The organism is Halopenitus sp. POP-27, assembly GCF_029889855.1.
In the GTDB taxonomy this organism is placed as follows: Archaea; Halobacteriota; Halobacteria; order Halobacteriales; family Haloferacaceae; genus Halopenitus; species Halopenitus malekzadehii.
The window spans coordinates 23904-48737 of sequence record NZ_JARANU010000006.1; the positions used below are offsets into that span (position 1 = coordinate 23904).

At 68.3% G+C, this 24834-nt stretch carries 22 protein-coding genes and 1 pseudogene; 10 read left to right on the forward strand and 13 right to left on the reverse strand.

The genetic code is table 11. The annotated features are described in order from the left end of the window. The first annotated feature begins 60 nt into the window (after positions 1-60). Positions 61-510: a universal stress protein gene (locus OQF70_RS05320; RefSeq protein WP_280536303.1), complete on the forward strand. Its 450-nt coding sequence runs from the start codon at positions 61-63 to the stop codon at positions 508-510. 11 nt (positions 511-521) lie between these two features. Here the strand turns inward: OQF70_RS05320 and OQF70_RS05325 are convergent, their stop codons facing one another. Continuing rightward, positions 522-917 carry an SHOCT domain-containing protein gene (locus OQF70_RS05325; RefSeq protein ID WP_280536304.1) on the reverse strand — a complete coding sequence of 132 codons (396 nt, stop codon included), beginning with the start codon at positions 915-917 and terminating at the stop codon, positions 522-524. A gap of 28 nt (positions 918-945) precedes the next feature. Continuing rightward, complete coding sequence (locus OQF70_RS05330; protein ID WP_280536305.1) at positions 946-1506, reverse strand: DoxX family protein; 561 nt, start codon at positions 1504-1506, stop codon at positions 946-948. Between the two features lie 114 nt (positions 1507-1620). Here OQF70_RS05330 and OQF70_RS05335 point away from each other — a divergent pair, with 114 nt between their 5' ends. After that, positions 1621-1971, forward strand: coding sequence for a winged helix-turn-helix domain-containing protein (locus tag OQF70_RS05335; protein WP_280536306.1), 351 nt, complete (start codon positions 1621-1623; stop codon positions 1969-1971). Between the two features lie 3 nt (positions 1972-1974). Then, the gene (locus tag OQF70_RS05340) at positions 1975-2250 is read left to right on the forward strand and encodes a hypothetical protein (RefSeq protein WP_280536307.1); all 276 of its coding nucleotides are present in this window, start codon (positions 1975-1977) and stop codon (positions 2248-2250) included. A 69-nt stretch (positions 2251-2319) separates the two neighbouring features. On the opposite strand, the gene OQF70_RS05345 is transcribed toward OQF70_RS05340, so the two are convergent. Both OQF70_RS05345 and OQF70_RS05350 read right to left on the reverse strand, forming a co-directional pair. Continuing rightward, a complete protein-coding gene (locus tag OQF70_RS05345) occupies positions 2320-3771 on the reverse strand; it encodes an SLC13 family permease (protein ID WP_280536308.1) in 1452 nt (483 codons plus the stop codon). A gap of 162 nt (positions 3772-3933) precedes the next feature. After that, complete coding sequence (locus OQF70_RS05350; protein WP_280536309.1) at positions 3934-5379, reverse strand: phosphomannomutase; 1446 nt, start codon at positions 5377-5379, stop codon at positions 3934-3936. Positions 5380-5431: 52 nt separating this feature from the next. On the opposite strand from OQF70_RS05350, the gene OQF70_RS05355 reads away from it, so the two are divergent. Further along, positions 5432-5725: an acylphosphatase gene (locus OQF70_RS05355; protein WP_280536310.1), complete on the forward strand. Its 294-nt coding sequence runs from the start codon at positions 5432-5434 to the stop codon at positions 5723-5725. Positions 5726-5771: 46 nt separating this feature from the next. On the opposite strand, the gene OQF70_RS05360 is transcribed toward OQF70_RS05355, so the two are convergent. From OQF70_RS05360 to OQF70_RS05375, 4 genes and pseudogenes are all read right to left on the reverse strand, one after another. Continuing rightward, entirely contained in the window at positions 5772-8792 is a 3021-nt protein-coding gene (locus OQF70_RS05360; RefSeq protein ID WP_280536311.1) for a DEAD/DEAH box helicase, read from the reverse strand. A 116-nt stretch (positions 8793-8908) separates the two neighbouring features. After that, on the reverse strand, positions 8909-9712 hold the full coding sequence (locus OQF70_RS05365) for a metallophosphoesterase (RefSeq protein ID WP_280536313.1): 804 nt from the start codon (positions 9710-9712) through the stop codon (positions 8909-8911). 4 nt (positions 9713-9716) lie between these two features. Further along, entirely contained in the window at positions 9717-11402 is a 1686-nt protein-coding gene (locus OQF70_RS05370) for a hypothetical protein (protein WP_280536315.1), read from the reverse strand. A 110-nt stretch (positions 11403-11512) separates the two neighbouring features. Further along, positions 11513-12769 (reverse strand): annotated as a pseudogene (locus OQF70_RS05375) (Single-stranded DNA binding protein); the annotation flags it as partial. A 104-nt stretch (positions 12770-12873) separates the two neighbouring features. On the opposite strand from OQF70_RS05375, the gene OQF70_RS05380 reads away from it, so the two are divergent. Beyond that, positions 12874-13596, forward strand: coding sequence for a 2,5-diamino-6-(ribosylamino)-4(3H)-pyrimidinone 5'-phosphate reductase (locus OQF70_RS05380; RefSeq protein ID WP_280536316.1), 723 nt, complete (start codon positions 12874-12876; stop codon positions 13594-13596). A 32-nt stretch (positions 13597-13628) separates the two neighbouring features. Here the strand turns inward: OQF70_RS05380 and OQF70_RS05385 are convergent, their stop codons facing one another. Together OQF70_RS05385 and OQF70_RS05390 are read right to left on the reverse strand one after the other, a co-directional pair. Continuing rightward, a complete protein-coding gene (locus OQF70_RS05385; RefSeq protein WP_280536317.1) occupies positions 13629-15968 on the reverse strand; it encodes an ATP-dependent DNA helicase in 2340 nt (779 codons plus the stop codon). A gap of 112 nt (positions 15969-16080) precedes the next feature. After that, on the reverse strand, positions 16081-16464 hold the full coding sequence (locus tag OQF70_RS05390) for a hypothetical protein (protein WP_280536318.1): 384 nt from the start codon (positions 16462-16464) through the stop codon (positions 16081-16083). 208 nt (positions 16465-16672) lie between these two features. Here OQF70_RS05390 and trxA point away from each other — a divergent pair, with 208 nt between their 5' ends. From trxA to moaC, 3 genes are all read left to right on the forward strand, one after another. Then, positions 16673-17146: a thioredoxin gene (gene trxA, locus OQF70_RS05395; protein WP_280536320.1), complete on the forward strand. Its 474-nt coding sequence runs from the start codon at positions 16673-16675 to the stop codon at positions 17144-17146. Between the two features lie 66 nt (positions 17147-17212). Then, positions 17213-18697 carry an NAD(P)H-hydrate dehydratase gene (locus OQF70_RS05400; RefSeq protein WP_280536321.1) on the forward strand — a complete coding sequence of 495 codons (1485 nt, stop codon included), beginning with the start codon at positions 17213-17215 and terminating at the stop codon, positions 18695-18697. Beyond that, positions 18690-19334 (forward strand): cyclic pyranopterin monophosphate synthase MoaC, encoded by a 645-nt coding sequence (moaC, locus tag OQF70_RS05405; protein WP_303651024.1) that lies wholly within the window; start codon positions 18690-18692, stop codon positions 19332-19334. The genes OQF70_RS05400 and moaC overlap by 8 nt, the downstream gene beginning before the upstream one ends. Before the next feature lie 48 nt (positions 19335-19382). Here moaC and fdhF read toward each other — a convergent pair whose 3' ends face one another. Then, the gene (gene fdhF / locus OQF70_RS05410) at positions 19383-21503 is read right to left on the reverse strand and encodes a formate dehydrogenase subunit alpha (protein ID WP_280536322.1); all 2121 of its coding nucleotides are present in this window, start codon (positions 21501-21503) and stop codon (positions 19383-19385) included. A gap of 170 nt (positions 21504-21673) precedes the next feature. Between fdhF and OQF70_RS05415 the strand changes: the two genes are divergently transcribed. Beyond that, positions 21674-22300 carry a hypothetical protein gene (locus tag OQF70_RS05415; protein ID WP_280536323.1) on the forward strand — a complete coding sequence of 209 codons (627 nt, stop codon included), beginning with the start codon at positions 21674-21676 and terminating at the stop codon, positions 22298-22300. 108 nt (positions 22301-22408) lie between these two features. Here OQF70_RS05415 and OQF70_RS05420 read toward each other — a convergent pair whose 3' ends face one another. Together OQF70_RS05420 and OQF70_RS05425 are read right to left on the reverse strand one after the other, a co-directional pair. After that, positions 22409-23584: an inorganic phosphate transporter gene (locus OQF70_RS05420; RefSeq protein WP_280536415.1), complete on the reverse strand. Its 1176-nt coding sequence runs from the start codon at positions 23582-23584 to the stop codon at positions 22409-22411. 2 nt (positions 23585-23586) lie between these two features. Further along, a complete protein-coding gene (locus OQF70_RS05425; RefSeq protein ID WP_280536324.1) occupies positions 23587-24372 on the reverse strand; it encodes a hypothetical protein in 786 nt (261 codons plus the stop codon). Between the two features lie 193 nt (positions 24373-24565). On the opposite strand from OQF70_RS05425, the gene OQF70_RS05430 reads away from it, so the two are divergent. Further along, positions 24566-24781, forward strand: a complete 216-nt coding sequence (locus OQF70_RS05430; protein WP_280536325.1) for a hypothetical protein — start codon at positions 24566-24568, stop codon at positions 24779-24781. The last annotated feature ends 53 nt before the right edge of the window (positions 24782-24834 follow it).

The following is a 24834-nucleotide window of genomic DNA, read 5'->3' on the forward strand; positions in this document are numbered from 1 at the left end:
CTCTCGATCGGAGGGAATTGGAAGCCGAATTTATTATGCCTGCCTTTGAAATCCGAGTGAATGTACGATCGAATTCTACTGTCGACCGACGGTACTGTCGCGTCCGATGAAGCTGAAACGCACGCACTTGAGCTCGCAGCCGCCCATGACGCGGTCCTTCACGTGATCTACGTCGTCGACGAGGACGTCGTGACTGCGTACAGCGGCGACGAGTACGTCGACGAAGCCGAGGGCCCCGAACACGGCCTCGAAGAACACGGCGAGGAGACACTTGCAGCGCTCCGGAGCCGAGCATCCGAAGTCGGTATCGACGTCGAGACGACGATGCAACACGGACGCCCCGCTGTGACCATCGTGGAACACGCCGACGAATGTGACGCGGATCTCCTCGTACTCGGTACCAAACGACGGCCGGATGAATACCGTGCGCTGCTCGGAAGTGTTACCGACCGCGTCCTCAGATTGACGACCCGTCCGGCAACCGTCGTGAAAACTGAACTCAGCGAGTAGCGAATCGTTCGCTACTGTTCATCGTCCGGTGTCAGACGAGCGCGGCGGCGGTCGAATTCCTCGTCATCGATATCGCCGCGAGCGTACCGGGCTTGGAGGACGGCGAGTGCGCTATCCTCGGTGGGCCCGTCCGATTGTGACCGCGTTGTCAGCCAGTAGACGACGGAGATCGGGAGGGCGACGAGGAGTGCCATCCACAGCAGGCCGAACAGCATCATCCCCCAGCCCCATCCACTCCACCCGGCCATGTGGCCGCCAGTCCACATTCCATCGTGCCAGCCCCACATCATTGCATTCGGGACAGCCGCGTGCGTCAGCGCCATGCCGCCGACGACGGCCAGCGTCAGTGCTCCGATGGCGATGAGTCCCAGAGACCGAATCCCGCGTGTTTGAATTGGATTTTGCATTGGTGTACTCCCAACGGTCTCGGCGTGGTTAGCCGAGGATGTATTCGAGGGCGGGGTAGCGCTCGACGAGCGCCTCGCCGCCGACCCTGTACTGTTCGATGTACTGGTCGAGCCCGAGGATGCGGCCCGCGGCGAACGCGGCCACAGCCAGGAACACGAGCATGTACGCGAAGTCGCCGTTGATGAACCCGTGGGCCATCTCCCAGTTCCCGAAGTAGAACATGAGCATCATCAGCGCGCCGAAGAACGCCGCGAGGCGAACGAACGCGCCGACGAGCAGCCCGAGGCCGATGAACAGCTCACCGTACGGCACGGCGACGTTCGCGAACTCGACGAACCACGGCGTCGAACCCATCCACGCGAACATCCCCGCGAGGGGATTGCCGTTCGTCGCCGCGACGTTCGAGAGGTAGCCGCCGGCGGCGAACTCGCCGGTGATCTTCGTGAACCCGGAGTACGCGAACGCATACCCCATCATGAGACGGAGCGCCAGCACGAACCACGCGCTGAGGCTGTGGACTTTCCCGCCGACGGTCAGGCCGCCGACTCTGCTCTCAAGCTGGTTCAGACCGGAGTCGAGTGTGGACATAATTATTGCACCTTCAACTATCAGTAGGCGAGGGGAGACGATATAACAGCGAGTCGGCGTTCCGAGTCAGAAAATCGGCGGGCTATATTACGCTCCTGCCGCGAGTAGGTGAGTGTGACCGAGGAGCCCGACCCACCGGAGGTCTTCGCCACCCTCGACGACGAGTACGCTCGCGACATCCTCGTGGCGACGAAGACCGATCGACTGTCTGCGAAGGAACTCAGCGAGGAGTGTGATATGTCACGCCCAACCGTCTCGCGTCGTGTCACGCGCCTCGTCGAGCAGGGCCTCCTCGAAGAGTACACACACGTCGACCCAGGAGGACGACACTACAGCGAGTACGAGGCGCGCCTCGAACGCGTCGACGTACACCTCCAAGCTGAGGGCTTCGATGTCCAGATCGACGTCCGGCCGGACCCCGCCGACCGGATCACATCCATCTTTGAGAAGATACGGGAAGACTGACTCATGGAACACACGCTATTCGTCATCGGCAAACTGTTCACGACCGCGCTCGCGCTGGTCATCGCCTATCAGGCCTACCGTGGGTACCAACGGCATCACACGCGGTTACTCCTGTACGTTGCAGCCGGCTTCGGACTGGTCGGGCTCGGCGGCCTTCTCGAGGGCGTGCTCTTCGAGGTCCTGCAGGTGTCGATCTTCGACGCCGGATTCGTGGCGGCGCTCGTTACCGCCGCAGGGATGCTGTCCATCCTGTACGCGCTCTATGCCCCGAATCCCTGAGTATTCGGGGGAGGATTTCAGATAGGCTGATTCCATACGAAGACGAACGATCTGAACACCGCCTACGTGTCACAGTACGGCCTCGACGAGCGGCCAATACACGAGCCACGCGCCCGCGATCGCGACGATCGCGGCGAGGATCGTCACGACGCCGAGGGCAAACACCTCCCGAGTATCCACGTGTCCCCGGTTGAACGCCAACAGGGCGGGCGGAACGTGGAGGGGGACGAGCACGGTCGATCCGGCGACCACCACCGCCGAGAGGGAGAGGAAGAGCCCGTTCAGGTCGTAGGTACGAGCGAACGTGACCAGGATCGGGATGACGACGATGAGACACGCCGACCCGCTCGGAAACAACAGCCGGATCCCGAGCACGAGCGCGAGGAGGACGATGACGATCGTTGCGGGTGCGAAAGCGTCGAAGGGGATCACTGCCGACCCGGCAGCCACGAGCCATTCGAACGCGCCCGTCGCCTCGAGCACGTCGATCAACGAGAACATTCCGCCGATGAGAAACAGAACGCCCCAACTGACCTCGGTCATGTCCTCGACGTCGAGGACGCCCACGGCGGGAAGCGACAACACGCCGACGGCGACGATCGCCGGAAGGACCGTCGGAATCCCGAGGAACGGGCTGGCCGCCCACGAGAGCAACGTGGCGCCCATCACGAGCCCGACCGCCCACTGGTCGCGCGTGATCGGCTCCGGGTCGTCGATCGCGTCATCCCCGTCGGTCCCGGATCGTCCGTCTTCGTCGGTTCCGGGTCGCCCGTCTTCGTCGGTCCCGGATCGTCCGCCCCCGTCCGTCGTGCGTCGTCCGGAGTCGGACGCTATCGGATGGAGCCGCTCAACGCTGATCACGCCGACGACGTAGATGAACACCGCCGGCGGGATCATGTACAGCGCCCAGGTGATCCAGTTGATAGTGTATCCGGACGTTTGGATCAGCTGTGCGCCGATGATGGGGAGCCCGCCGCCGGTCATCAACGACATCGAGGCGATCGGGTTGAGCTGGCCCAACAGTAGGAACGACGAGGTGCGAAAGGGGTGATCCGCATCGAGATCGTAGATGTCGGCGACCTCCTCGATGATCGGCGTGAACGCGACCATTCGGGCCAGCGCCGAGGGCATCAGAAACGACAACGCGAGCACGTACCGACTCGTCTGCCGGAACGACGCCCGCGGCGTCGAGGCGGACGCCAACAGGCGACGAGCCACACGCGCATCCAGCCCCACTTTGGAGATGGCGTGTCCAAGCACGAGAAGCGCGAAAAAGAAGAAAAACAGCGTGGACGCGAACCCGGTTGCGGCGGCCTCGAAGGTCGATACCGTCCCGAACGCGTACAGAAACCCGACCACGAGCAGGCTGGTGACGACGTGGGGTACCGCCTCGCTTTGCCAGAGCACCAGCCCGAACCCGAAGATGCCGAGCGCGATCAGCCCCGATCGGGAGAGTCCGGATGGTGGCTCAAACAGCACGGCCGCACCGAGACAGCCACAGGCGGCGACGATCGACAGCATCTCCGTTCGTGTCGGCCGAGAGCGTGCATCCGACGTGGTCGACTCCGTCATGTGTCCGAGGGGCCCCGTACCTGACTCCTGTGTGAACCGGCTATTTGCCTGTTGTGACTTCGTCGGACCGACGCACCCGTCCCGTGCGGTCGCCCGAACGCGGTGTTTCCGCTAGACCGACGCGACGGCGGTTTCGATCACGGAGCGTGCCTCCGAAACGAGGTCGTCGACGTCGTCGCTTTCGGCGTACAGCCGGATGTAGGGCTCGGTGCCGGACGGCCGCACGAGCACCCAGGAGGCGTCGGGGAACTCGAGGCGGACGCCGTGGTCCGTGGCGACGTCGGCCGCCGGGAACGCCTCCGGAAGGGCGGTCGCGAGCCGGTCCATCGCCGGGCCCTTCGCCTCGTCCGGACAGTCGACGTTCACCTTCCGATAGGGACGTTCGGTGACGGGCGCACGGAGCGCATCGAGTCCCTCCGCCGCGACGAGCCGAGCGAACACCGCGGCCGAACAGACGCCGTCGATCCAGCCGCCGAACCGGGTGTGCGTGTGTTTCCACGGCTCCGCGGCGAAGGCGACCGCGACGTCGCCGGATTCCTCACGCTCGGACGCCGCCTCCCGGACGGCAGCGATCCCCTCGTGAAGCGCGCCGAGGCGGACGCTCTCGACGCGACCACCCGCTTCCCGGACGCGCTCGTCGATCCGGCCCGAGGCGTTCGGCGTCGTGACCACGACCGGATCCGCAGCCTCGCTCGTGCGCGTGTACCGCTCGGCGAGGATCGCGAGAACGGTGTCCTCGTGGACGATCTCCCCGTCCGCGTCGACGATCACGATCCGATCGGCGTCCCCGTCGTGCCCGATACCGAACGCGAATCCTGCATCGGTTCCCGGCCGACCGGGGTTCTCGATTCCCTCGTTGGCGTCCGCGACGAACGCACGGAGGTCGGACAGCGTCTCGGGAGTGGGCTTGCTGCCGCGACCCGGGAAGTGGCCGTCGACGTTCCCGTTGAGCGTGACGACCTCGGCGCCGAGGTCGCCGAGCACGGCCGGCGTCGCCAGCGCGGCCATCCCGTTCCCGCAGTCGACGGCGATCCGAAGCCCGTCGAGCGGCGCGCCGAATCCTCGGGCATAGGCGGCGACGGCCTCCCGATACTCCTCGAGTACGGCGACCGACTCCGGCTCCGTCCAGCGGTCCCAGTCGGCGGGTTCGGTGCCCTCGGTGACGCGCGTCTCCACCGCCGCCTCAGCGTCGCGGTCGAACTCGACGCCGTCGCGAAAGAGCTTGATCCCGTTGTCGTGTGGCGGGTTGTGGGAGGCCGTCACCGCGATCCCGTACCGGCCCCGGGACGCGAACGCGAGCGCGGGCGTGGGAAGCATTCCGGCGCGTCGAACGCGCGCACCCCCGGCGGCGGCACCCGCCGCGATCGCGTCGGCGAGCGCCGGACCCGTCACGCGGCCGTCACGGGCCACCACGATCTCCGGTTCTAGCGTCCCCTCGTCGGCCACTGCGCCCTCCGCGATCGCCTCGGCGACCGCGCCGCCGACCGCGAGCGCGAGTTCGGGCGTGACGTGCGTGTCGACGTCGCCACGGATCCCCGCCGTTCCGAACAGGTTCATACCGGGGTTTCACGGCGCCACTTATAAGACTCCGCTGGTCATCGATCCGACGATGAGCGATCGAGGGGCCGAGGACCGCGTTCGCGCACACGTCCACGTTTCCGGCCACGTACAGGGCGTATACTACCGCGCCACCACCAGGGACACCGCACGCGAACACGGCGTCGACGGCTGGGTCCGAAACCTGGATGACGGTCGCGTCGAGGCCGTCTTCGAGGGATCCCCGGAGGCGGTCGAGTCGCTGGTCGAGTGGTGCCAGGAGGGGAGTCCGCGCGCGACCGTCGAGGACGTCGCCGTGGCGTACGAGGATCCGACCGGAATCGACGGGTTCGAGATCCGACGATAGTTCGGCGCGGTCTCGGCACTGGCACGGCTCCGATCTCGGCGGCGTCTCAATCCCAGAACGACTGCGTGCGGGCGTACTCGCGCTCCTGTTTGAGGATGTCGCGGTAGAACTCCGACTCGTCCTCGCGGAGCTTCGAGATGATCCGGGCGGCGTTGTGCGGGCCGACGCCGCGGGCGGCCATCGCGATCACCGCCCGTTTGCCGTGGCTCTGCACCAGGCTCGCCGATCGATAGGCGCGCTCCGTGAGTCGCTCCTGCTCGTCGTCCCGCTCGTTCGCCCGGACCGCGGCGACGGTCTCCTCGTCCCACGGGTTGAGCGCGGCGACGCGGGTCGACCCGCACTCGGGGCAGGCGGGCTGGTCCCGGATCCGCCTGACCGGCGTCCGCCGGGTCCACTCCTGACAGTGGAGACAGCACAGCAACATCCGGTCGTCCTGAATGCGCTCGCGGACCGTTTCGATGACGTCCGCGTCGGCGTTCTCCGGCACGAGAAACTCCCGTCCCGAGGACTCCCCGGCGGAGCCGATCGGGGTTCGTTCCCGGGCCGCGGCGAGGTCGATCGTCCCGTCCCGAATTCGGTCGAGGACGGTCGCGGCCCCCGCGACGTCGAGGTCCTGGTGGAACACCTCCCGGACCGCCTCCTCGTAGACGGGCGTCCCCTCGAGGGCGGCCAGAAGGCGATTGCCGCCGAACCGGCCGGATCCCTCCTGGTACCGCTTCACGGTGCCGAACTTCGCCGCCACCTGTGCGAGGGTGAACGCCAGCGTGTCGGCGTTCTTCAACGCGAGTTCGAGGTACGATGCCAGATGGTCCGGGTCGGTCTCCCCCAGAATCTCGATCACCGTCCCGGGGTCGATCGACGACGGCACCTCCAGTTCGATCCGGTACGGATCGACGTCCATCCCGACCGAGGACCCGGTCCGCTGGCCGACGAGCGCCGAGAGGAGGCGCGCGAGCGTCTCGTTTATCCGGTGGCCGAACGCCGCGTTGACGACGATCGACCGGCCGAGCCCCTCGACGACGATCCGGTCGTCGGTCGGCAGCGGCTGCTCGGCGTCGACGTGGTCGACGATCGGGTCGATCGCGTCCAGGATCGTCGACTCGTCGGCCGGATACCGCTTTGACAGCCCACGAGCCACCGCCGCCGGTGGAACCCCGTCGGCGAGTCGCTCCGCGACCTCGGCGCGGATCCGCCCGACTTCGCCGGCCACTGGCTTCGGCACGGGGATCTCCGAGCCGACCCAGGCGGGCACCTCCCCGCCGGGGTCCTCGATCGGGGAAACGTTCACGCGCTCCTCCTCCTCGTCGACATCGGTGATCCGCCACATCTCGCCGCGCTGGATGAACGTCTCGCCGGGGCCGGCGAAGTCCAGCACGAACCGCTCGTCGAGGGTTCCGATCTGCCGCCGCGAGGAGAGGTCGTAGACCTCGAAGGTCGCCTCGTCGGGGATCATCGAGAGGTTCGCGTAGAAGTACTGCCAGGAGCCGCCGGACTTCTCGATCGTGTCCGACCCCTCCTCGAGCCAGATGACGCGGTTCCCGTCGAGCTCGCGGACCACCTCCTGGAACGTCTCCTCGTCCACGTCGCGAAACGGGTACGCGCTCGTGACGATCCGGTAGGCCCGCCGGGCGTGGACCTCGCCGAGATCCATCACGATCCCGACGACCTGGTTGGCGACGGTGTCGAGGCTGCCGTACTGGATGTTCGCGGGCTCGACCTCGCCCACGGTCCCCCGGCGGGCGATGGCCAAGGCCTCGAGCGCGTCGTCCGCATCGCTCGTCACGACCGTTCCCCGCGAGACCCGGTCGCTCCGGTGGCCGGCGCGGCCGACGCGTTGGAGCAGCCGGGCCACCTCGCGGGGACTGCCGTACTGAACCACGTGATCCACGCGTCCGACGTCGATCCCGAGCTCCATCGAGGACGTACAGATCAACGCGTCGATCTCGCCCGCCTTGAACCGGTCCTCGACGTCGACCCGAACGTCGCTCGAAAGCGATCCGTGGTGGATCTCGACCGAGATCCCGGCATCCGACAGCGCCTTGAACCGGGACCCGAGCGCCTCCGCAGTCTGTCGAGTGTTGACGAACACCAACGTCGACCGGTTGTCGGCCACGACGTCGCGGATCGTTCGGACGTGGCTCGCGATCTCCTCGGTCGTTGCCAGTGCCCCCGCGAGGCGTTCGTCCTCCCCGGTGATCTCGGGGCTGACGACCGCGAAGTCCACGCGCGTCCCGGCCTCGACCTCGACGACCGCGAACTCCCGGTCCCCGGTCCGATCGGGGTCGCGTGTCCCGCAGCCGACGAGGAAGCGGCCCACCTCCTCGGGGGATCCCACCGTCGCCGAGAGGCCGATCCGCTGGACCGGTCCCGCGAGCTCCCGGAGGCGCTCGAGCCCGATGGTGAGCTGGGCGCCGCGTTTGGCCGAGGCGAGTTCGTGGACCTCGTCGACGACCACGTGCGCCACGTCCGCAAGCGCCCGTCGCATCTTCGACCCGGTCAGGATCGCCTGGAGGCTCTCGGGCGTCGTGATGAGCACGTCCGGCGGGTCGTCGGCCTGCTTCGACCGTTCGTACTGGGTCGTGTCGCCGTGTCGAACCGCGATCTCGAGGTCGAGTTCCTCGCCCCACCACTCCAGCCGGTCCATCATATCGCGGTTGAGCGCGCGCAGCGGCGTGATGTACAGCGCCGCGATCCCGTCGGGGGACGTCCCGTCCGCACGCTCCGCGCGCTCGCGAACGATCCGGTCGAAGACCGGCAACATCGCCGTCTCCGTCTTCCCGGTTCCCGTAGGCGCGAGCACGAGCGCGTTCCGCCCCGCCGCGATCGGCGGGATCGCCTTCCGCTGCGGCTCGGTCGGTCTGGTGAACCCCCGCTCCGAGAGCGCCTCCCGGATCGCGGGACCGAGCCGAGCGAACGCGTCAAGTCCCTCCGTCTCGGCGTCTCGATCCGCATCGCCGTCGCGATCCGCGCCGGCGTCGTGAGAATCGTCGTCGTGTCCGTCGGCGACGTCGGCGTCCGAATCGCCGGCAGCACCCTGCACGTCGCCGGACAACGGGGGCTCGGACATCGACGTATCTTCGGGATCGAGCCGATTAAACGCGTCGCACGGCCACCTCGCGCTGTCCCACACCGCGCCGTGCCGCCCACGATCGTCCGTCACGTACCGTCCGTTCGGCCGCGCTCCTAGACGTCCCGGTAGGGACCGAGCCGCGTTCCGTCGAGGAGGTACGCCTCCGCGTCATCGAGCGCGTCCGGGAGGAACGGCGAGAGGAACCCGTTCCCCTCGACGTTCACCCAGGTTCCGCCTGACCGCTCGTTGAACGCGGGAAAGACGACGACGTCGGGGTCGGACTCGACCGCCTCGACGGCGGTCGATCCGGGTTCGGCGGCGTCGAACGCCTCAACGCGAAGCGACCCGCGGAGCCACGCGTGTTCGACACGACTGCCGCCGACCGCGTCCGAGAGCCGAACCTGCGGATGTTCGTGACCCAGACAGACGACGTCCGCCTCGAGCACGTCGGGTTCGGGCCACGTGTGACCGTGCACGACCCCGATCGACTTTCCCCTTGTCCGTCCCTCTGCACCCAGTCGACCGCCCTCGGGCGGGATCACCGTTAGTCCGTCGGCGACCCGCTCGGCGACCGATTCGGCGACGCCGGCGTCGTGGTTGCCGACCACGAGCGTCATCGGAACGCGCTCGGTGACGGCAGCGATCAGCGCCTCGATCTCCTCGCGTTCGGGGCCCTCGGGCTCGGGGATCCGATGGGCGAGGTCGCCGAGCACGACCAGTCGGTCGGCGGTCGTCCGGTCGAGCAGCGACAGGACGTGCTCGCGGCGCCCGTCCGCGTCGCTGTCCAACTCGACGCCGCGCTCGTACCGGAGGCCGGCCTCGATCCCGGCGTGGTAGTCGGCGATCAGGAGCACACGCTCGTCCGGGAGGTCGGCGACCGCCGCCGGCTCGCCCGGGACCGGTTCGACGAGGGCCATCCGGTCAGATGGCCTTCAGCCGGTCGTCGCTCGGCTCGTAACACTTGCCGCTCATCAGCGCGTCGTCGATCGCGTTCGCGACCGCGTCGGGGTTCGCGCCGAGCTCCGCGACGACCGCGTCGATCACGGCCTGGCGGGCGGCCCCGTCGCCGTCGTCAAGGTCGTCCATCGCCTCGAGCGCCGCGCCCGTGAGGTCCAAGTCCGCTGCATCGCTCCCGTCGTCCGCCGCAGCCCCGCCGCTTTCGGTTTCGGCGGTCACATCGGCGTCCGACTCACCGGCGGATCCGACCGGTTCGCCGAGGTCGACGTCCGAGGGTTCCTCCTCGCCCGGCTCATCGAGGGCTTCGGTCCCTTCGGCGGTTGCTCCGGGCCCCTCGTCGACTCCGGTCTCCTCGTCGACCCCGGGCTCGTCCGACGCAGCCAGGTCGTCGGCGTCCGGGACGTCGATGTCGGCCGCTCCCGGGTCGTCGACCTCCGTCCCGGTCGAGAAGTCGGTGCCGAACTCGTCCTCGATCTCGGCGCGCTCCTCCTCGTCGAACTCGTACATCTCGTCGGTGGCCGTCGTCTCGGCGGGAGCGTCAGCAGCAGCGTCCGTGTCCGTATCGACGTCCTCCAGCCCGCCGGTGTCCGAGTCCGAGTCCGAGTCCGTATCCGTGTCGGTGTCCACCTCCGCTTCCTCGTCCGTGTCGGCGTCCGAAGCGGACGCGTCGTCCGCGGATTCCGTCCCGGCGGTCGCGCCGTCGGCGGCGTCGCCATCCGGATCGTCGGACGCCGATTCGCTCACGGAGTCGGTGGTGGTGCTCGCGGTCTCGGTGACGAGGTCATCGGGCTCGTCGGCGTCGTTGGCGTCGTCGGCCTCCACATCGGCCGTGCTCGCCCCGTCTCCCGTGTCAGCCGTACCCCCATCGTCAGCCGCGTCAGCCCCGGCGGACTCACGGACTGCGGCCGCGTCGATCGAGACGTCGGTCTCGGGGAGCGGTCCCACGTCCGCCGACCCGCCCGCATCCGGCGTGATGTCGGGGGCGCGAACGTCGTCGCGCTCGCCAGCGATCAGCTCGAGCGCGTCGACCGCCATCCGGCGCGTTGCCTCGAGATACGCCCGGGAGGTGTCGTAGTGGTCGATCGCCCGCGGGATCCCCTCCGCCAGGGCGGCGGGCGCGCCGCCGGCCTCGAGGGCCGTCCGCAGGTCCTCGCCGCGGAGTTCCGAGTCGAGCGCTGCCTCGAACACCGCCAGGCGGTCGAGCGTCGTCTCGGCAGCCCGAACGACCCATCGATCGCGGGTGTCGGCGTCGACCGCGTTGAGGCTCTCGGGGCGGACCGAGGTGAACACGCGGTCGGAATCCTCCGGCTGGAAGGTCCGCGCCTTCCCGGTCAACGCGACGAACGTCGGCGGCTCGGCGCGCTCCAGGAACGCCTGCTCGTCGGGCTGGTACTGGCCGGCGTAGGTGACGAACGCGCCCGAGGGGTCGACGACCCGCCCGCGCCGGGTCTCCTCGTTCACACGCTCGACCTCGGTCAGGACGCCGACGACGAACAGCCGGTTGACCCGAGCGCCGAGCGGCGTGAGCACGTAGTTCGGCGCGCGCTCCTCGTCGCTTTCGGAGTACGACAGCGTCGCGTCGTCGAACTCGCTCGCGAAGAGCCGGTAGGCGACCTCGCGCGTGCCGGGTCCGGAATCGGAACCGCTCATCGGTCCACCCCCGTGTCTTCGCCACGATCCGCATCCTCGTCACCGATTCGGGCTCCTCCCGTGACACGTTCACGACCGCCGTCGGTCGCGGCCCGCGATCGGATCGTCGAGAGCACGCTTCGGGCCGTCTCGGCCGGATCGTCGTCCGCGGCCGTGAACGTCTCGGCATCGAGATTCGCACCGTAGTCGTCCACCGAGAGGTTCCCGCGAACGCGGAAGGCGCGACCGACGAGTTCGTCCGCGATCGACTCGGCCACGACGGACTTGTCCATCGCCTCGCGGGCGGCCTCACGGGCGTCCTCGAGTCCGCCGCCGTAGACGTCGGCCGTCAGGTCGGCATCGAGGACGACCGTCGTCGTGGCGGTGCCGTCGTCAAGGATCGCCCTCACGCGGAGGTCGTCTTCTCCCTCGACGTCGCCGTGGCTTCGGCACTGGCCGCTCTGGAGCACGCGACCGCAGTCGGGACAGCGCTCGATGAACCCCGACCCCTCACGGAGGTCGAGGACGGTACCGACGACCTCGACGTCGAACATCCCGCCGGTATCGATGGCGTCGGCGATCGACAGCCGGGGTGCGTTCTCGTTGACCGACACCGGGTCCGGAAGCGGCGTGACGGTGGAGAACTCGGTGAGATTGATCGAGGGGACACCGCGGAACTCGCGGACGTACACGTCCTCGATCCGGAGGTCGGCGCCGGCCTCGACGGTCGATCGCGGGTCCCAGTCGGTGAAGGGAAGCCGCGCGGTCTCGTCGCCGACGACGCCCTCGAGGATCGGCGTCTCGCCGTCGCGGCCCGAGATCGTCTTCGAGTCGACCTCGAGCACACGGACCTCGATGTTCCGCCCGCGGTCCCCTGGCTCGAGGTCGATCAGGTCCCGGTCCCCGCCGATCGTGGCGTCGACGGTCACGTCCTCGTCGGCGATCGCGACCGTGGTTGCGTCGCCGAGATTCAGTTCCGGCTCACCCTCCCACTCGCGGACGCCGGCGTTGCCGATCGTCAGCGAGTCGCCCGGCTCGAACCCGAAGTCCTGCCAGGCGGTGTAGGATATCCGTCCGGTTCCGTCCGCCAGCTCGCCCTCCCGGATCGTGATGTCCTCGCCCTGATACCGGATCGTTCGTGTGCCGACCGTGAGCACGCGCACGGTGACCGTGACGTTGCCGTGATCCGTCGTGATCTCGGCCAGGTCGACGGTCGTCGGCGACGGCGAGGAGCCGCCGCTTCCGCCGCCGTGTTTTCGCCGAACGCTCTGTTTGGCCTCGTCGATCGGGACGCTGTACTCCAGTAGGTTCTCCAGGTCCGCTTTGACCTCCGCTTTGTCAATGCCGAGGGTGGAGGCGAGTTCCTCGGCGTGTGCATCTACGTCCATCGAAGCGGGATTCGGCGCCGCCGCACAAAAGGGTTGCTCGCGGGCGAAGTACGGCGCCCCGAAGACACCGAAACGACAATGGCGCCGCGGGCAGACGTCGCGATATGCACGTCGTCGTCAACGCCGCCCAGAGCGTCGACGGGAAGCTCGCCACGCGGCGGCGCGAGCAGCTCCGCATCTCCGGCTCCGAGGACTTCGACCGCGTCGACCGGATCCGCGCGGCGGCCGACGCCGTCCTCGTCGGCGTCGGGACCGTGCTGGCCGACGACCCACATCTCACGCTCACCGAGGAGGACCGTCGCGTCGGCCGACTGCGAAACGGCCGACCCGGCAATCCGGCTCGCGTCGTCGTCGACTCGCGCGGTCGAACCCCGACCGACGCACGGATCCTCGATGACGCGGCCACGACGTACCTGCTCGCCGGTGCCGCCATCTCCCCCGACCGCCGCGCAGCGCTCGAGGCGGCCGGCGCAACGGTGATCGAGACCGGGAACGGGACGGATGTGCCGGAGGGAGAGAACGACGGCGACGACTCCTCGCCGGCCCGCGTCGATCTCACGGATGGCCTCGAGGCGCTCGCGGACCACGGGATCGACCGGATCATGGTCGAGGGCGGTGGCGAGGTGATCTTCTCGCTGTTCGATGCCGGCTTGGTCGACGAGCTGTCGGTCTACGTCGGGTCGATGGTGATCGGCGGTCGGGACGCGCCGACGCTTGCCGACGGCGACGGCTTCACCGATTCGTTCCCGTCGCTGACGCTCACCGGAACCGAGCGGCTCGACGACGGGATCGTGCTCTCCTACGACGTCGACTCCGCGGACGCCTGATCGGCGCGGTCAGTCCGTTCGGGGCGTTCGGCCTACTCGGACCGCTCGAACCGGTCGAGTGCCACCCCGAGCATATCGGGACTGGCCGGCTGGAACTCCTCGCGTTCGTGCTCGGGGAGGTACTCCCGGACGCCGTTCCAGGAGTCGCGGGCATAGCGCGCATCGAGCAGGACGCGAACGCCGCGCTCGTCGGCGCCGCGGATGACGCGCCCGATCGCCTGTCTGGCCTTGCGGACCGCCGGCACCGTCAGGGCCGTCTCGAAGCCGTCGCCGAAGCGCTCGTCGTAGGCGGCCACGACCGCGCGGGTTCGCGGGCGGGCGGTGTTGATGATCGGCACCCCGCAGACGACCGCCGCGTGGAGTCGGTCGCCGCGGTAGTCGACGCCCTCGGTGAGCGTGCCGCGGAGGCTCGTCACGAGCACCTTCCCGTCGCCGGCGAAGAAGTCGTCCTTGAGCGACTCGGTCACGTGATCGCCGGACGACTCGTCGATCAGGACCGGTTTCTCGAGACGATCGTCGAGCTCGCCGGCCATCCACTCCGCCTCGGCGTAGTTCGGCATCCCCACGAGGACGTTTCCCGGTCGGCGGGCGACCTCGACGGTCGCGTCCAGGTGCGCGAGGCGGGTCTCGGTCCCCTCGCCCGGTGCACCGCGGTTGTCGTGGGTGTACTTCGGAACGTCGACGGCGAGGCTCTCGCGGTTCTCTGGCGGGAACGTGAGCCCGTGGGTGCGCTCGAGCACCGGCCGACCCGACTCGGCGAGATGGTCGAGGCCGGTCACCTCCCTGAAGACGTCCATCGGTTCGAGCGTCGCGCTCATCAGGATGCCGCCGCCGAACTCGGCGAGTCGATCGCCGATGGCACGGCTCGGCAGGCAGTTGAACAGGGCGAGCCGCGCGTTGTAGACGCGCCGCCAGTCATCCGGCGGCTCGGCTTCGTCCCAGGTGCGTTCGAGGTCGATCGCCCGAAAGAACGTCTCGTGGTCCTCGCGGTACCACGCGTTCACCGTCCGTCCGACGCCCGGCGCCGCGCGTTGGGCGTCCTCGCCCTCGAGCTCGTGGAGCACGCGCTCGGCCACCGCACCGACCGCCGGCGCGAGTGCCCAGACGCGGTCCCCGTAATCGTTCTCCTCGGCCCACGCCGAGATCTCGTCGACGCCCGGCGAATCCGGGTCTCGAAGCGGGATCTCGGCGTCGTCGAGCCGGTCGGGGTCCGCACGCCAGTCCGGCTGCTCGCGGTCGAGGTGCTCGACGACGCGGCGGTCGAGCTCGCCGCGAAGCGCCTCGTAGAACTCACGGACGCGCTCGACGTCCTCGATCGAGACGTCGCTGTCCGCGATCTCGCCCCGCACGACGTCGGCGTCGTCGGTGTACTGCCCCTCGTCGTCGAACCGAACCGGCTGGACCACGCGGGTGAGTTCGGCGATCGCGTCCCGGAGGCTCCGGTCCGCGACGCCGTCGCTCACGAGGTCACGCACGCGCGGTTCGAGCATATGGGCCTCGTCGCAGACGACGAAGGTCGACTCCTCGAGCAGCGCGCCGGTGAACGAGCCGGTCGTCGTCGGGTCGAAGGCGTGGTAGTAGTTCCCGATCACGACCTCGACCTCGGGAACGAGCGCCCCCATCACGGAGTGGGGACACGATCCCGCCCCGGCCGCCAGCCGGACCAGTTCCGTCGCGTCGACGTGGCCGCGGTCGGTCACGTCGAAGGGCACGGCCTCGACGGGCTCGCCGTCCTCCGGGAGGTCCGCGAGGTAGCCGGCGTAGAACGGGCAGTACTCGGTCCCCTCGTGTTCCTCGGTATCGGGTCGGTAGGGGGTCGGTTCGCCGTCAACTGAGAGGAACTCCGCGCCTCCCGTCCCGGCCGAGCCGCCCGAGTCCGCCAGCCCGACCTGCTGGCTGCGGGCGTTCGCGGCGAGTGACTCCGCGGTCGTGGATCCCCCGTCTCCGACCAGCGACCGGGTCCGATCGCGAAGCCCCTCACAGCGCTCGTAGACGTTCGTCGTGTCGATCCCGCCCCGGTTCTCGCGGGCGTACGGACAGACGTCCGCCTTGCCGACGAGGGTGATCCCCGAGACCGGTCGATGGTCCTCGGGACGGTTCTCGTTGATCGTCTGCAGGTCCTCCTCGAACTGGCGAAGTTGCTGTTTGACGCTCGTGAGGACGAACACGCGCTCGAACGGCGAGTCCGGATCGCGAACGCGGTCGATCCCGGCGGTCAGCGCGAGCATCGTCTTCCCCGTCCCGCAGGCGCCCTCCAGCGCGAGGAATCCCCCCTCGTCGGCGGCCTCGACCGCCGCGTCGATCCCCTCGGCCTGCTCGGGGTACGGTTCCGGATGACCGAACACGTCCGACCAGGGTGGCTGGGAACTCACTGCCACGGGGTAGTGCGGTTTCCCGGTTAAAGCTTCGTTCGTCGCGTCACGGGTCAGCCATCCTTCCGGGTCGGCGGGTTTCGTCGGTTCATTCCGTTCGCCAGCGTCCCGGTCACAGGAGGCTGCGTCCGTAGACGATCACCGCGAGGTTGTTCGCGAACACGAACAGCCCCGCCGCGAGCAGGAGTCCGAGGAATCCCTCGATCAGTCGTTTGAACGGTCCTCGATACGGCGCGGGCGTTTCCCGGACCAGTTGGGCGAGGCCGTAGAACAACACGATGAGCAGCCCGGCGGCCGCCAGGTGGACTCCGGCGAGTACTGATACCGGTCGCGTGAGCAGCCACGCCATCACCGGATTCGACTCGTGTTCGACGCCGACGACGGCGACCGCGTACATCGACGTCAGGAGATCGACGGTGATCAACAGGAACAACGCCGCCCCGGTCCAGCCCCAGAACTCACGGTGCCACGACGCCGAGGGGGACGGGTCGGCCATACCGTCGACTGCGTGGCCGCCCGGGGAAAGGGTTGTCGGCGATCACGGGCACACCGGATCGGGTTCGGACCGATCGGTGCGCGGACGGACCGCGGTGCGGACCGCTTGGAGCGCGAAACGACCCGAGTGTGGCCAACCGGACAGCTATCGTGTGTGTTTCACACATTTCTACCGAACCGCTTACAACCGTCGAGCGGCTACCGTTCGTATGAGCGATTCACCACCGAGCGAGTCCGGCGGCGACGACCTCGAAGCGATCCGCGAACGCAAGCTCTCGGAACTACGGGAGAAAGCGGAAAACGGAGCGCTCGGCACGGAGGCCGACGCCACCGAGACCGACGACGGGGCAGCCGCAGCCGAGTCGCCGGACGAACCGATCTACTACGAGGGCGGCTCCTTCGAGGAGGAACTTGCGGGCCACGACCTCGTCCTCGTCGATTTCTACGCGGACTGGTGTGGTCCCTGCAAGATGCTCGAGCCGGTTCTCGAGGACGTCGCCGCCACGACCCCGGCGACGGTGCTGAAGGTCGACGCCGACGTGCATCAGAACCTGACGGGGCAGTACGGGGTACGAGGGCTCCCGACGTTGTTGCTGTTCCGCGACGGCGAGCCGGTCGAACGTCTCGTCGGCGCGCAAACCGAGGAGCAGCTCCGGTCGGTGATCGATCAGCACGCCGCCTAGGTCGGGGATCGGTTCCGGTCCGGCTTCCCGAACGATTAATCCCGGTCCGGCCGAAGCGATCACTGAATGATCACAGCCGACCGAATGGCGGCGGTCGACGCCAACGCGGCGGCCCTCGGCGTCCCCCGCAAACAGCTGATGGAGTCGGCGGGCAACGCGATCGCCCGTGAGGTCCGAACGATCGCCGACCCGGGTGCGACGGTGACGTTGGTGTGCGGGCGCGGGAACAACGGCGGCGACGCCTTCGTCGCGGCCCGGTTTCTGTCGGAGTACGACGTTCGCGTCCGTCTGCTCGGGCGTCCCGAATCGATATCGACCGCGATCGCCCGGGAGAACTGGGACGCGCTCGACGCGGCGGAGATCGACGCCGAGGCCGTCGTCGACCCGACCGGTGAACACGACCGACTGGCACTCGGGGATGCGGACGTCATCATCGACGCGATGCTCGGGACCGGCGTGTCCGGTCCCCTCCGGGAGCCCGAACGGACGGTCGCGAAACGCATTACGGAGGCGGCGTCGGGCAAGGATACAGCCGTTCTCGCCGTCGACGTGCCCTCCGGCATCGACGCCGACACCGGCGAGATCGCGGCCGGTCCCGACGGGGAACGGGTCGCGGTCCCCGCCGACCGGATCGTGACGTTCCACGACACCAAGCCGGGGCTGGCGTCGGCGACGAACGCCGAGGCGACGGTCACCGTCGCCGACATCGGGATCCCGGACGCTGCCGAGCTGTTCACCGGTCCCGGCGACCTGCTCGGGCTGGACCGGGACCCGCAGAGCCACAAGGGCGACCACGGCGAGGTCCTGGTCGTCGGTGGGGGGCCCTACACCGGCGCGCCGACCCTTGCGGCCCGGGCGGCGTTGCGTGCCGGCGCCGACCTGGCCCACGTGGCCTGTCCGGAGTCGGTTGCCCGCGAGGTACAGGGCTTCTCCGAGGACCTGATCGTGCACGAATTCCCTGGCGAGATCCTCGAGCCCGGGCACCTCGACCGGATCCGTGAGCTCGCTTCCGGACGGGACGTCGTCGTTTTCGGCCCCGGTCTCGGCGACGCGGACCCGACGCTGACGGCGGTGAAGCGCTTCCTCGAGGCGTACGACGGACGTGCCGTGATCGACGCTGACGCGCTACAGGTCGTTCCGGACGTCGAAACCGACGCCACGCTCGTGTGTACACCCCACCAGGGCGAGCTGCGGGCGATGGGCGGGCCGAGCGCCGACGAGTGGCGCGAACGCGCCGATCGAGTCCGGGAGTTCGCCGCCAATCTGGGCCAGACCGTCCTCGTGAAGGGCGCCTACGACGTGATCACCGACGGCGAGGATCTCCGGGTGAACCGGACGGGGAACCCCGGGATGACCGTCGGCGGGACCGGCGACGTGCTCGCGGGCACCGTCGGCGCGGTCGCGTGCACTCAACGGCCCTTCCAAGCTGCGGCGATCGGCGCGTACGTGAACGGGCGCGCGGGCGACCTGATCGTCGAGGACCGGGGATACGGACTGGTTGCGACCGACCTGATCGACCGGATCCCGGAGGCGGTGCGGACCGATGCGTGAGGACGATTCCGCCGGCGAGCATGAGGACGACTCCGGCGGCGAGGTCGATCCCGATTCGGGGCCGGACAACCCGGACGCCGAGGGCACGGATGCGACCGACGCGGACGTGGACGAGACGGATGCAGCCGACCCGGACGCGGCCGACGCGGACGCGACCGACGCGGACGATCTCACCCACACCACCGACGACGGGGACGTCCAGATGGTCGACGTCGGCGACAAACCCGATACGGCCCGGCGCGCGGTCGCCCGCGGCGTGATCCACCTCACGCCGTCGACGATCGAGGCGATCGAGGCCGACGCGATCGGGAAGGGCGACGTGCTTGCGACCGCCCGGATCGGCGCGGTGCAGGCGGTCAAACACACCTGGGAGACGATCCCGATGTGTCACCAGATCCCGATCACGAACGTCGAGACCGACTTCGCCGTCGACTCCGACCGCGTCGTCGCCACCGTCGCCGTCGAGACGACCGGCAAGACTGGCTGCGAGATGGAGGCACTCGAGGGGGTCACGACCGGCCTGAACGTGGTCTGGGACATGGTGAAAGCGGCCGAGAAGACCGCCGAGGGCGGCTATCCTGACACGCGGATCGCGGACGTCGAGGTTCTCGAGAAGGAAAAGCGCGCGATCGAGTGAGCGTCGTGTGTGGATTCCGGACGACGCCCCTATCGGACGGGGACGCGATCAGTCGTCCGCGGGCGCGTCGTCGGCGCCGCCGGCGTCGACCGAGGCCTCGATCTCGGCGGCTGCAGCCTTGTACTCGGGGATCTTGGCGCGCTCGTCGAGCACGTCGTTCGTGAGGACGTTGCCGGAGGCGGCCGCGAAGTGCGGCGTCGTCCAGATGACGCCCTCCTTGATGTCCTCGGTGACCTGCGCCTTCACCTCGATCTCCCCGCGGCGTGAGGTGATCCTCACGTAGTCGCCGTCCTCGACGCCGTACCGCTCGGCGTCGTTCGGGTGGATGTCGACGAAGTTCTCCGGATGCTGGTTGTTGAGTCGCGGGGAGCGTCGGCTCATCGTTCCCGTGTTGTAGTGTTCCTCGAGACGGGCGGTGGTGAGGATCAGCGGGTACTCCTCGTCGGGCGTCTCCTTGGGCGGCTGATGGCGAACGCCCTCGATGTGGCCGCGCCCGCTTTCGGTGTCGAAGGTGTCCCCGTAGAGGAACGGGTCGCCCTCGTCACCCTCCTCGTAGCAGGGCCAGTGGAGCCCCTCCTCGCCGAGGGCGTCGTAGGTCATCCCGTAGTAGATCGGACAGACCTCACGCAGCTCCTCGAAGACGTCCTCGGGGTCCGCGAAGTCGAAGCCGCCGTCCTCGCCGAACAGGCGTCGGCCGACCTCCGAGACGATCTCGAGGTCGTGTTTCGTGTTCTCGTGGACCTTCTCGACGCCGCGCATCCGCTGGACGCGCCGGTCGGTGTTGGTGACCGTTCCGCCGCGTTCGGCCCACGTGGTCGCCGGGAGGACCACGTCGGCGTACTCCGCGGTCTCCGTCATGAAGATGTCCTGGACGACGGTGAACTCGAGATCCTGTAGGCGCTCGGCGACGCGGTTTGCGTCCGGCTCGGACATCACCGGGTTCTCGCCCATGATGTAGAGCCCCTTGATCGAGTCGCCCGCCTCGTGGGAGATCTCGACGTTGGTGAGGCCGGGCTCGTCGGGCACCTCGAAGCCCCAGACCTCCTCGACGCTCTCGCGGGCCTCGTCGTCGTCGACGGGCTGGTAGCCCGGCAGGACGTTCGGCATCGCGCCGACGTCGGAGGTCCCCTGGACGTTGTTCTGACCACGCAGCGGGTTGACCCCGGTTCCGGGTCGGCCGAGGTTGCCCGTGGCGAGCGCGAGGTTGATCTCGTTTTGGACGTTGTCGACGCCGCAGGTGTGCTGGCTCATCCCCATCCCGGTGAAGATGGCGGCGTTGTTCGCCTTCGCGTACTTCTCTGCGGCCAGCTCGATGTCCTCGAGCGGGACGCCGCACTCCTCGGCGGCGGCCTCCTTGTCGAAGTCCTCGAGGGTCTCCTGGAGGTGGTCGAAGCCCTCCGTCCGCGACTCGATGAACTCCTCGTCGACCCAGTCGTTCTCGAGGACCGTCTTGAGAACGATGTTGAGCAGCGGGATGTCCGTTCCCGGCTCCAGTTGGAGGTGCATGTGGCGGTCGGTCTCGTCGATCTGGAACGACCGCGTCGTCTTGTTGGCGTGCGGGTCGACCTGAATGACGGTCGCGCCCTCGAGCACCGCCTGCCGGAAGTACTGGCTGTTGGCGATCGGGTGCTGCTCGCCGGGGTTTGCCCCCTGGATCCAGAAGACGTCGGCCGCCTCCTCGAGGTCGGCCATGCTGTTGGTCATCGCGCCCGCGCCGAGGCTCTTGCGCAGCGCGTAGACCGTCGAGGCGTGACACATCCGCGTGCAGTTGTCGACGTTGTTGGTGCCGTATCGTCGGGCGAGCTTCTGGAGGAGGTAGTTCTCCTCGTTCATCGTCTTCGAGGAGCCGAAAAAGCCCATCGCGTCCGGGCCGTTCTCCTCGCGGATGCGCTCGAGCTCGTCGACGACGCGGCCGTACGCCTCCTCCCAGGTCGCCTCGCGGAACTCGCCGTCCTCCTTGATCAGCGGGTCGGTCAGACGGTCCTCGTGGTTCACGACCTGCGTCGCCGCGCCACCCTTGATGCAGATCCGTCCCTCGTTGACCGGGGCCTCACCCCACGGTCGGAACTGCACGTCGCCGGGATCCTCGCCCTGGTCGACCTGGATCCCACAACCGACGCCGCAGTACGGACAGATCGTCTTGACCGGTTCCGATTCCTCACTGGACATGGATTCCCTCCCCGTGTGCGTACATATGTTTAAGCGGACGGACTCTCGGGGTATGAGTGTGTTGGTCGATCTCGACCAACCACTACCGACCACCACCGACTACCACCGACCACCACCGATCGACGCGTCGGGAAACGTTCAGGGACTCCCGCCCCGAAGCAACACGCGAGATGACCGACGCCACCACCGACCCCGAACTCACCGCCGACACGATCGCGGATCTCTCCGCGGCGTATCGGGAGACGGAACCGATCTACGCGGTGGAACAGGAACAGCGTGAGACGCTGCCCGACGCGCTTCGGGCCGGCGAGTTCGGCCGGCGGGACGCGGAGTGGATGGTCCGATGGTACTTCCGGCGGCACCTCGGCGCGTACCCGGATCGGAAGCGCCGCGCGGTCGAGGAGCGGTTCGAGTCGAATCCCTTCGACGACGTGATCGCGGCCATCACCACCGCGGCAGACCGCATCGAGGACGAGGATGTGGCGGGCGCGACCACGGAGCTCACCGCGCTCGAGGGGGTCGACGTCGGGGTCGCCTCGGCGTTCCTCGCGTTCCTCGATCCCGAGTCGTGTCCGGTCGTGAGCGAACGCGAGTGGCGGGCACTTCGGGAGTGCGGCGCGATCGCGGAACCGTATCCCGATCCGCTCGACGTCGACGACTACCGCCGCTACCGATCGGCGTGTCTGGAGATCGCCGCGGAAACCGGACACGATCTCCCGGCGGTCACACACGCGCTCTGGCGGCTCAGAGCCGATGGCGGCGGGCAGGATCGCGACGGGCAGGATCGCGACGACTAGCGGAACGGGACGAACCGCGACGACTAGCGGAACGGGACGAACCGCGACGACTAGCGGAACGGGACGAACCGCGACGACTAGCGGGACGGGAGCGACGGAGCAGTCGGATCACCAGACGAACCGAAAGAGCAGCCAGAACGTCAGGTACGCCCCGCCGGTCGAGAGGACCGGAACGAGGTTCTGCATCAGGATGACGCGGCCGGTGGTGGTCGGGTCGAAGAGGTCGGCGGCGCTCGGAATGTCCGCCGGGCTCTCCTCGCCGAGAGTCGGTGCCTCCTCGCCGGGCTCCTCGGCGGCGAGCGCGCCCACGGACACCGTGGTCTCCTCCTCGCCGCGGATGCTATCCGAGAGCGTCGTCGTTCGGGTGGCGCGTCCCCACCCGAGCCCCACGATCGACATCGTCGCGATGATCACGAACGAGGCCGGGATGCCGATCGCCGACAGGCCGATGACGATCCCCGACGAGACGAGGGCGACGACGATCGCCGCCGTGAGCGGTAAGTCGGTGAGGTTGTTGCCGAGCGTGTCAAGCGTGCGGCGCGCGATCGTGAGCGCGCCCAACGCGACCGCGCCCGAACCGAGAAGCAACAGCAGGTTCAGTTCCACGCCGGCGCCGTACAGCGGGGCGATCGCGTTCGCGATGTTGGAGGTCCCCGAGGAGAACGCCATCAGACAACTGATGGAGACGAGCACGATCGTCCCCACGAACTCGCGCCGCGTGGTGTTCGGTCCGGGGCGGGGAACCGGAACCGCCCCCGACTGATCCAGCTGGATCAGGGATCCGTCGCTCGTCGTGATCGCGACCCAGCGGTTGATCGTCGGGTAGATGTATCGGCCGATCATCACCGAGACCCAGAACCCCACGAGGGGCGCGACGATCCACCAGACGGCGATCTCGCCCATCACGGCCCAGTTCAACTCGCCGGTCGCCACGCCCAGCCCGGCGATCGCGCCGACGGCGGTCATCGACGTCGAGGCCGGAACCCCGGTGTAGTTCCCGACGAAGAGCGCGCCGCCGATGAAGAACAGGACGACGATGCTCGTCTCGATCGTGAAGACGCCGGCATCGAACAGAAGCTCGCGTCCGAGCGTGTCGACGACGCGACGTCCGATCGTCCAGGCGCCGCCGAAGAAGAACACCGACATCAACGCGCCGGCCAGCAGCTTCGAGATCACGCCCGCACCCACTGCGGGTCCGAAGGCGGGGCCGGTCGTCGAGCCGCCGATGTTGAACCCGACGAACAGCGCGACGAGGAGGCCGACGACGATCAGCGGATCAGCCACCATCAGTCGGTCTGTTCCCGGGTGGTCGCCGTCGATCGTGATGTGCTGGACTCTCCGTCATCATCCGTCTCATCGTCAGCCGTCTCGTCAGCCGCAGCGTCGGCGGTGTCCTCAGCCGTCTCGTCAGCCGCAGCGTCGGCATCGCCGTCCGTCTCGTCAGCCGTCCGCTCGTCGGCGTCAACTGCCCAGTCCTCCTCGGCAGTGCCGTTCCGGCTAGCCGCGTCCGACCCATCACCCGCATCGGTGGCCACCGTCTCGTACCGCCCCCGATCGCCGGCGTTCGGCTCCTCCGTGGCGTCCAGTTCGGTTCGGCTCGGTCGCCGTTCGATCCGGTCGTTGACCTCCTCGAGCTGGGTGATGATCGAGTCGATCTCCCCGGAGAGGGCCTCCTCGACGTTCTCGGTCACCTCCTTGGTCACCTTCTGTTCGACGCTCTGTGTAACCTCCTCGGTCACTTCCGCGGTCACCTGCTCACCGACGTCCTTACTGACCGTTTCAGCGACGGTTCGTTCGACGTTCTCCGAGACGTCCTCGGAGACCTTCTCGCCGACGCTTTCGGTCACTTCCTCGGTGATCGTTTCCTCGATCTGTTCGGTGACCTCCTCGGTCATCCACTTGGGGTCGAACCGGGACATCTTCCAGCCGACGTGGATCACGTAGGAGACGAGCGCGCCGAGACCGAACGCGATGCCGACGCCGGTCCCGACCGTGACGATGAGTACGATCGCAAGAAAGAGCAGCACCCCGTAGGCGAAATCGACGGTGAAGTCGATCTGGTTGGGTTTCATATACCTATCCAAGAGGGCCAGGGTCTTTTGCCCGTTGATACCGACCGCCGAACGATGGCGGTGGCTGGCCCCGATCGAAGCCGATCGGAACGCGGGCCGGAAACGGACACCTGGTGTGCGGGCCGGAAACAGACTCCCGGTGTCGCTGCCAAGCGAAGCGGCTTTGCTCCGGGAGGGGAAACGGCGTGCCGAGATGGATCCCGATCCCCGTTCGGCCGACGACCCGCCCCTCCGATCGAGCGGCTCGCGAACGCTTCGGTTGCTGCTCGGTAACGCGGCCGGGATGGCCGCATTCGTCGCCGTCCTCCTGTGGAACGGGGACCCCAGGCTCGCACTCGGTTCGGGTGTCCTCGTCGGCGTCCTTGCGACGATCGGAAGCGGCGTCCTCATCGAGGCCTACGATCTGTGATCTCCGGACCCACCGGCGAGCGCGGCCAGCCGGTGTTTAAATACGTCGAGGAC

Bases quoted from the DNA above. Each gene is read 5' to 3' on its own strand.
- OQF70_RS05400 (WP_280536321.1), top strand. From the start codon at position 17,213: ATGATCACAGCCGACCGAATGGCGGCGGTCGACGCCAACGCGGCGGCC.
- OQF70_RS05325 (WP_280536304.1), bottom strand. From the start codon at position 917: ATGCAAAATCCAATTCAAACACGCGGGATTCGGTCTCTGGGACTCATC.
- OQF70_RS05340 (WP_280536307.1), top strand. From the start codon at position 1,975: ATGGAACACACGCTATTCGTCATCGGCAAACTGTTCACGACCGCGCTC.
- OQF70_RS05345 (WP_280536308.1), bottom strand. From the start codon at position 3,771: ATGCTGTCGATCGTCGCCGCCTGTGGCTGTCTCGGTGCGGCCGTGCTG.
- OQF70_RS05360 (WP_280536311.1), bottom strand. From the start codon at position 8,792: ATGTCCGAGCCCCCGTTGTCCGGCGACGTGCAGGGTGCTGCCGGCGAT.
- OQF70_RS05320 (WP_280536303.1), top strand. From the start codon at position 61: ATGTACGATCGAATTCTACTGTCGACCGACGGTACTGTCGCGTCCGAT.
- OQF70_RS05330 (WP_280536305.1), bottom strand. From the start codon at position 1,506: ATGTCCACACTCGACTCCGGTCTGAACCAGCTTGAGAGCAGAGTCGGC.
- OQF70_RS05350 (WP_280536309.1), bottom strand. From the start codon at position 5,379: ATGAACCTGTTCGGAACGGCGGGGATCCGTGGCGACGTCGACACGCAC.
- fdhF (WP_280536322.1), bottom strand. From the start codon at position 21,503: ATGTCCAGTGAGGAATCGGAACCGGTCAAGACGATCTGTCCGTACTGC.
- OQF70_RS05370 (WP_280536315.1), bottom strand. From the start codon at position 11,402: ATGAGCGGTTCCGATTCCGGACCCGGCACGCGCGAGGTCGCCTACCGG.
- moaC (WP_303651024.1), top strand. From the start codon at position 18,690: ATGCGTGAGGACGATTCCGCCGGCGAGCATGAGGACGACTCCGGCGGC.
- OQF70_RS05380 (WP_280536316.1), top strand. From the start codon at position 12,874: ATGCACGTCGTCGTCAACGCCGCCCAGAGCGTCGACGGGAAGCTCGCC.
- OQF70_RS05390 (WP_280536318.1), bottom strand. From the start codon at position 16,464: ATGGCCGACCCGTCCCCCTCGGCGTCGTGGCACCGTGAGTTCTGGGGC.
- OQF70_RS05355 (WP_280536310.1), top strand. From the start codon at position 5,432: ATGAGCGATCGAGGGGCCGAGGACCGCGTTCGCGCACACGTCCACGTT.
- OQF70_RS05365 (WP_280536313.1), bottom strand. From the start codon at position 9,712: ATGGCCCTCGTCGAACCGGTCCCGGGCGAGCCGGCGGCGGTCGCCGAC.
- trxA (WP_280536320.1), top strand. From the start codon at position 16,673: ATGAGCGATTCACCACCGAGCGAGTCCGGCGGCGACGACCTCGAAGCG.
- OQF70_RS05415 (WP_280536323.1), top strand. From the start codon at position 21,674: ATGACCGACGCCACCACCGACCCCGAACTCACCGCCGACACGATCGCG.
- OQF70_RS05430 (WP_280536325.1), top strand. From the start codon at position 24,566: ATGGATCCCGATCCCCGTTCGGCCGACGACCCGCCCCTCCGATCGAGC.
- OQF70_RS05425 (WP_280536324.1), bottom strand. From the start codon at position 24,372: ATGAAACCCAACCAGATCGACTTCACCGTCGATTTCGCCTACGGGGTG.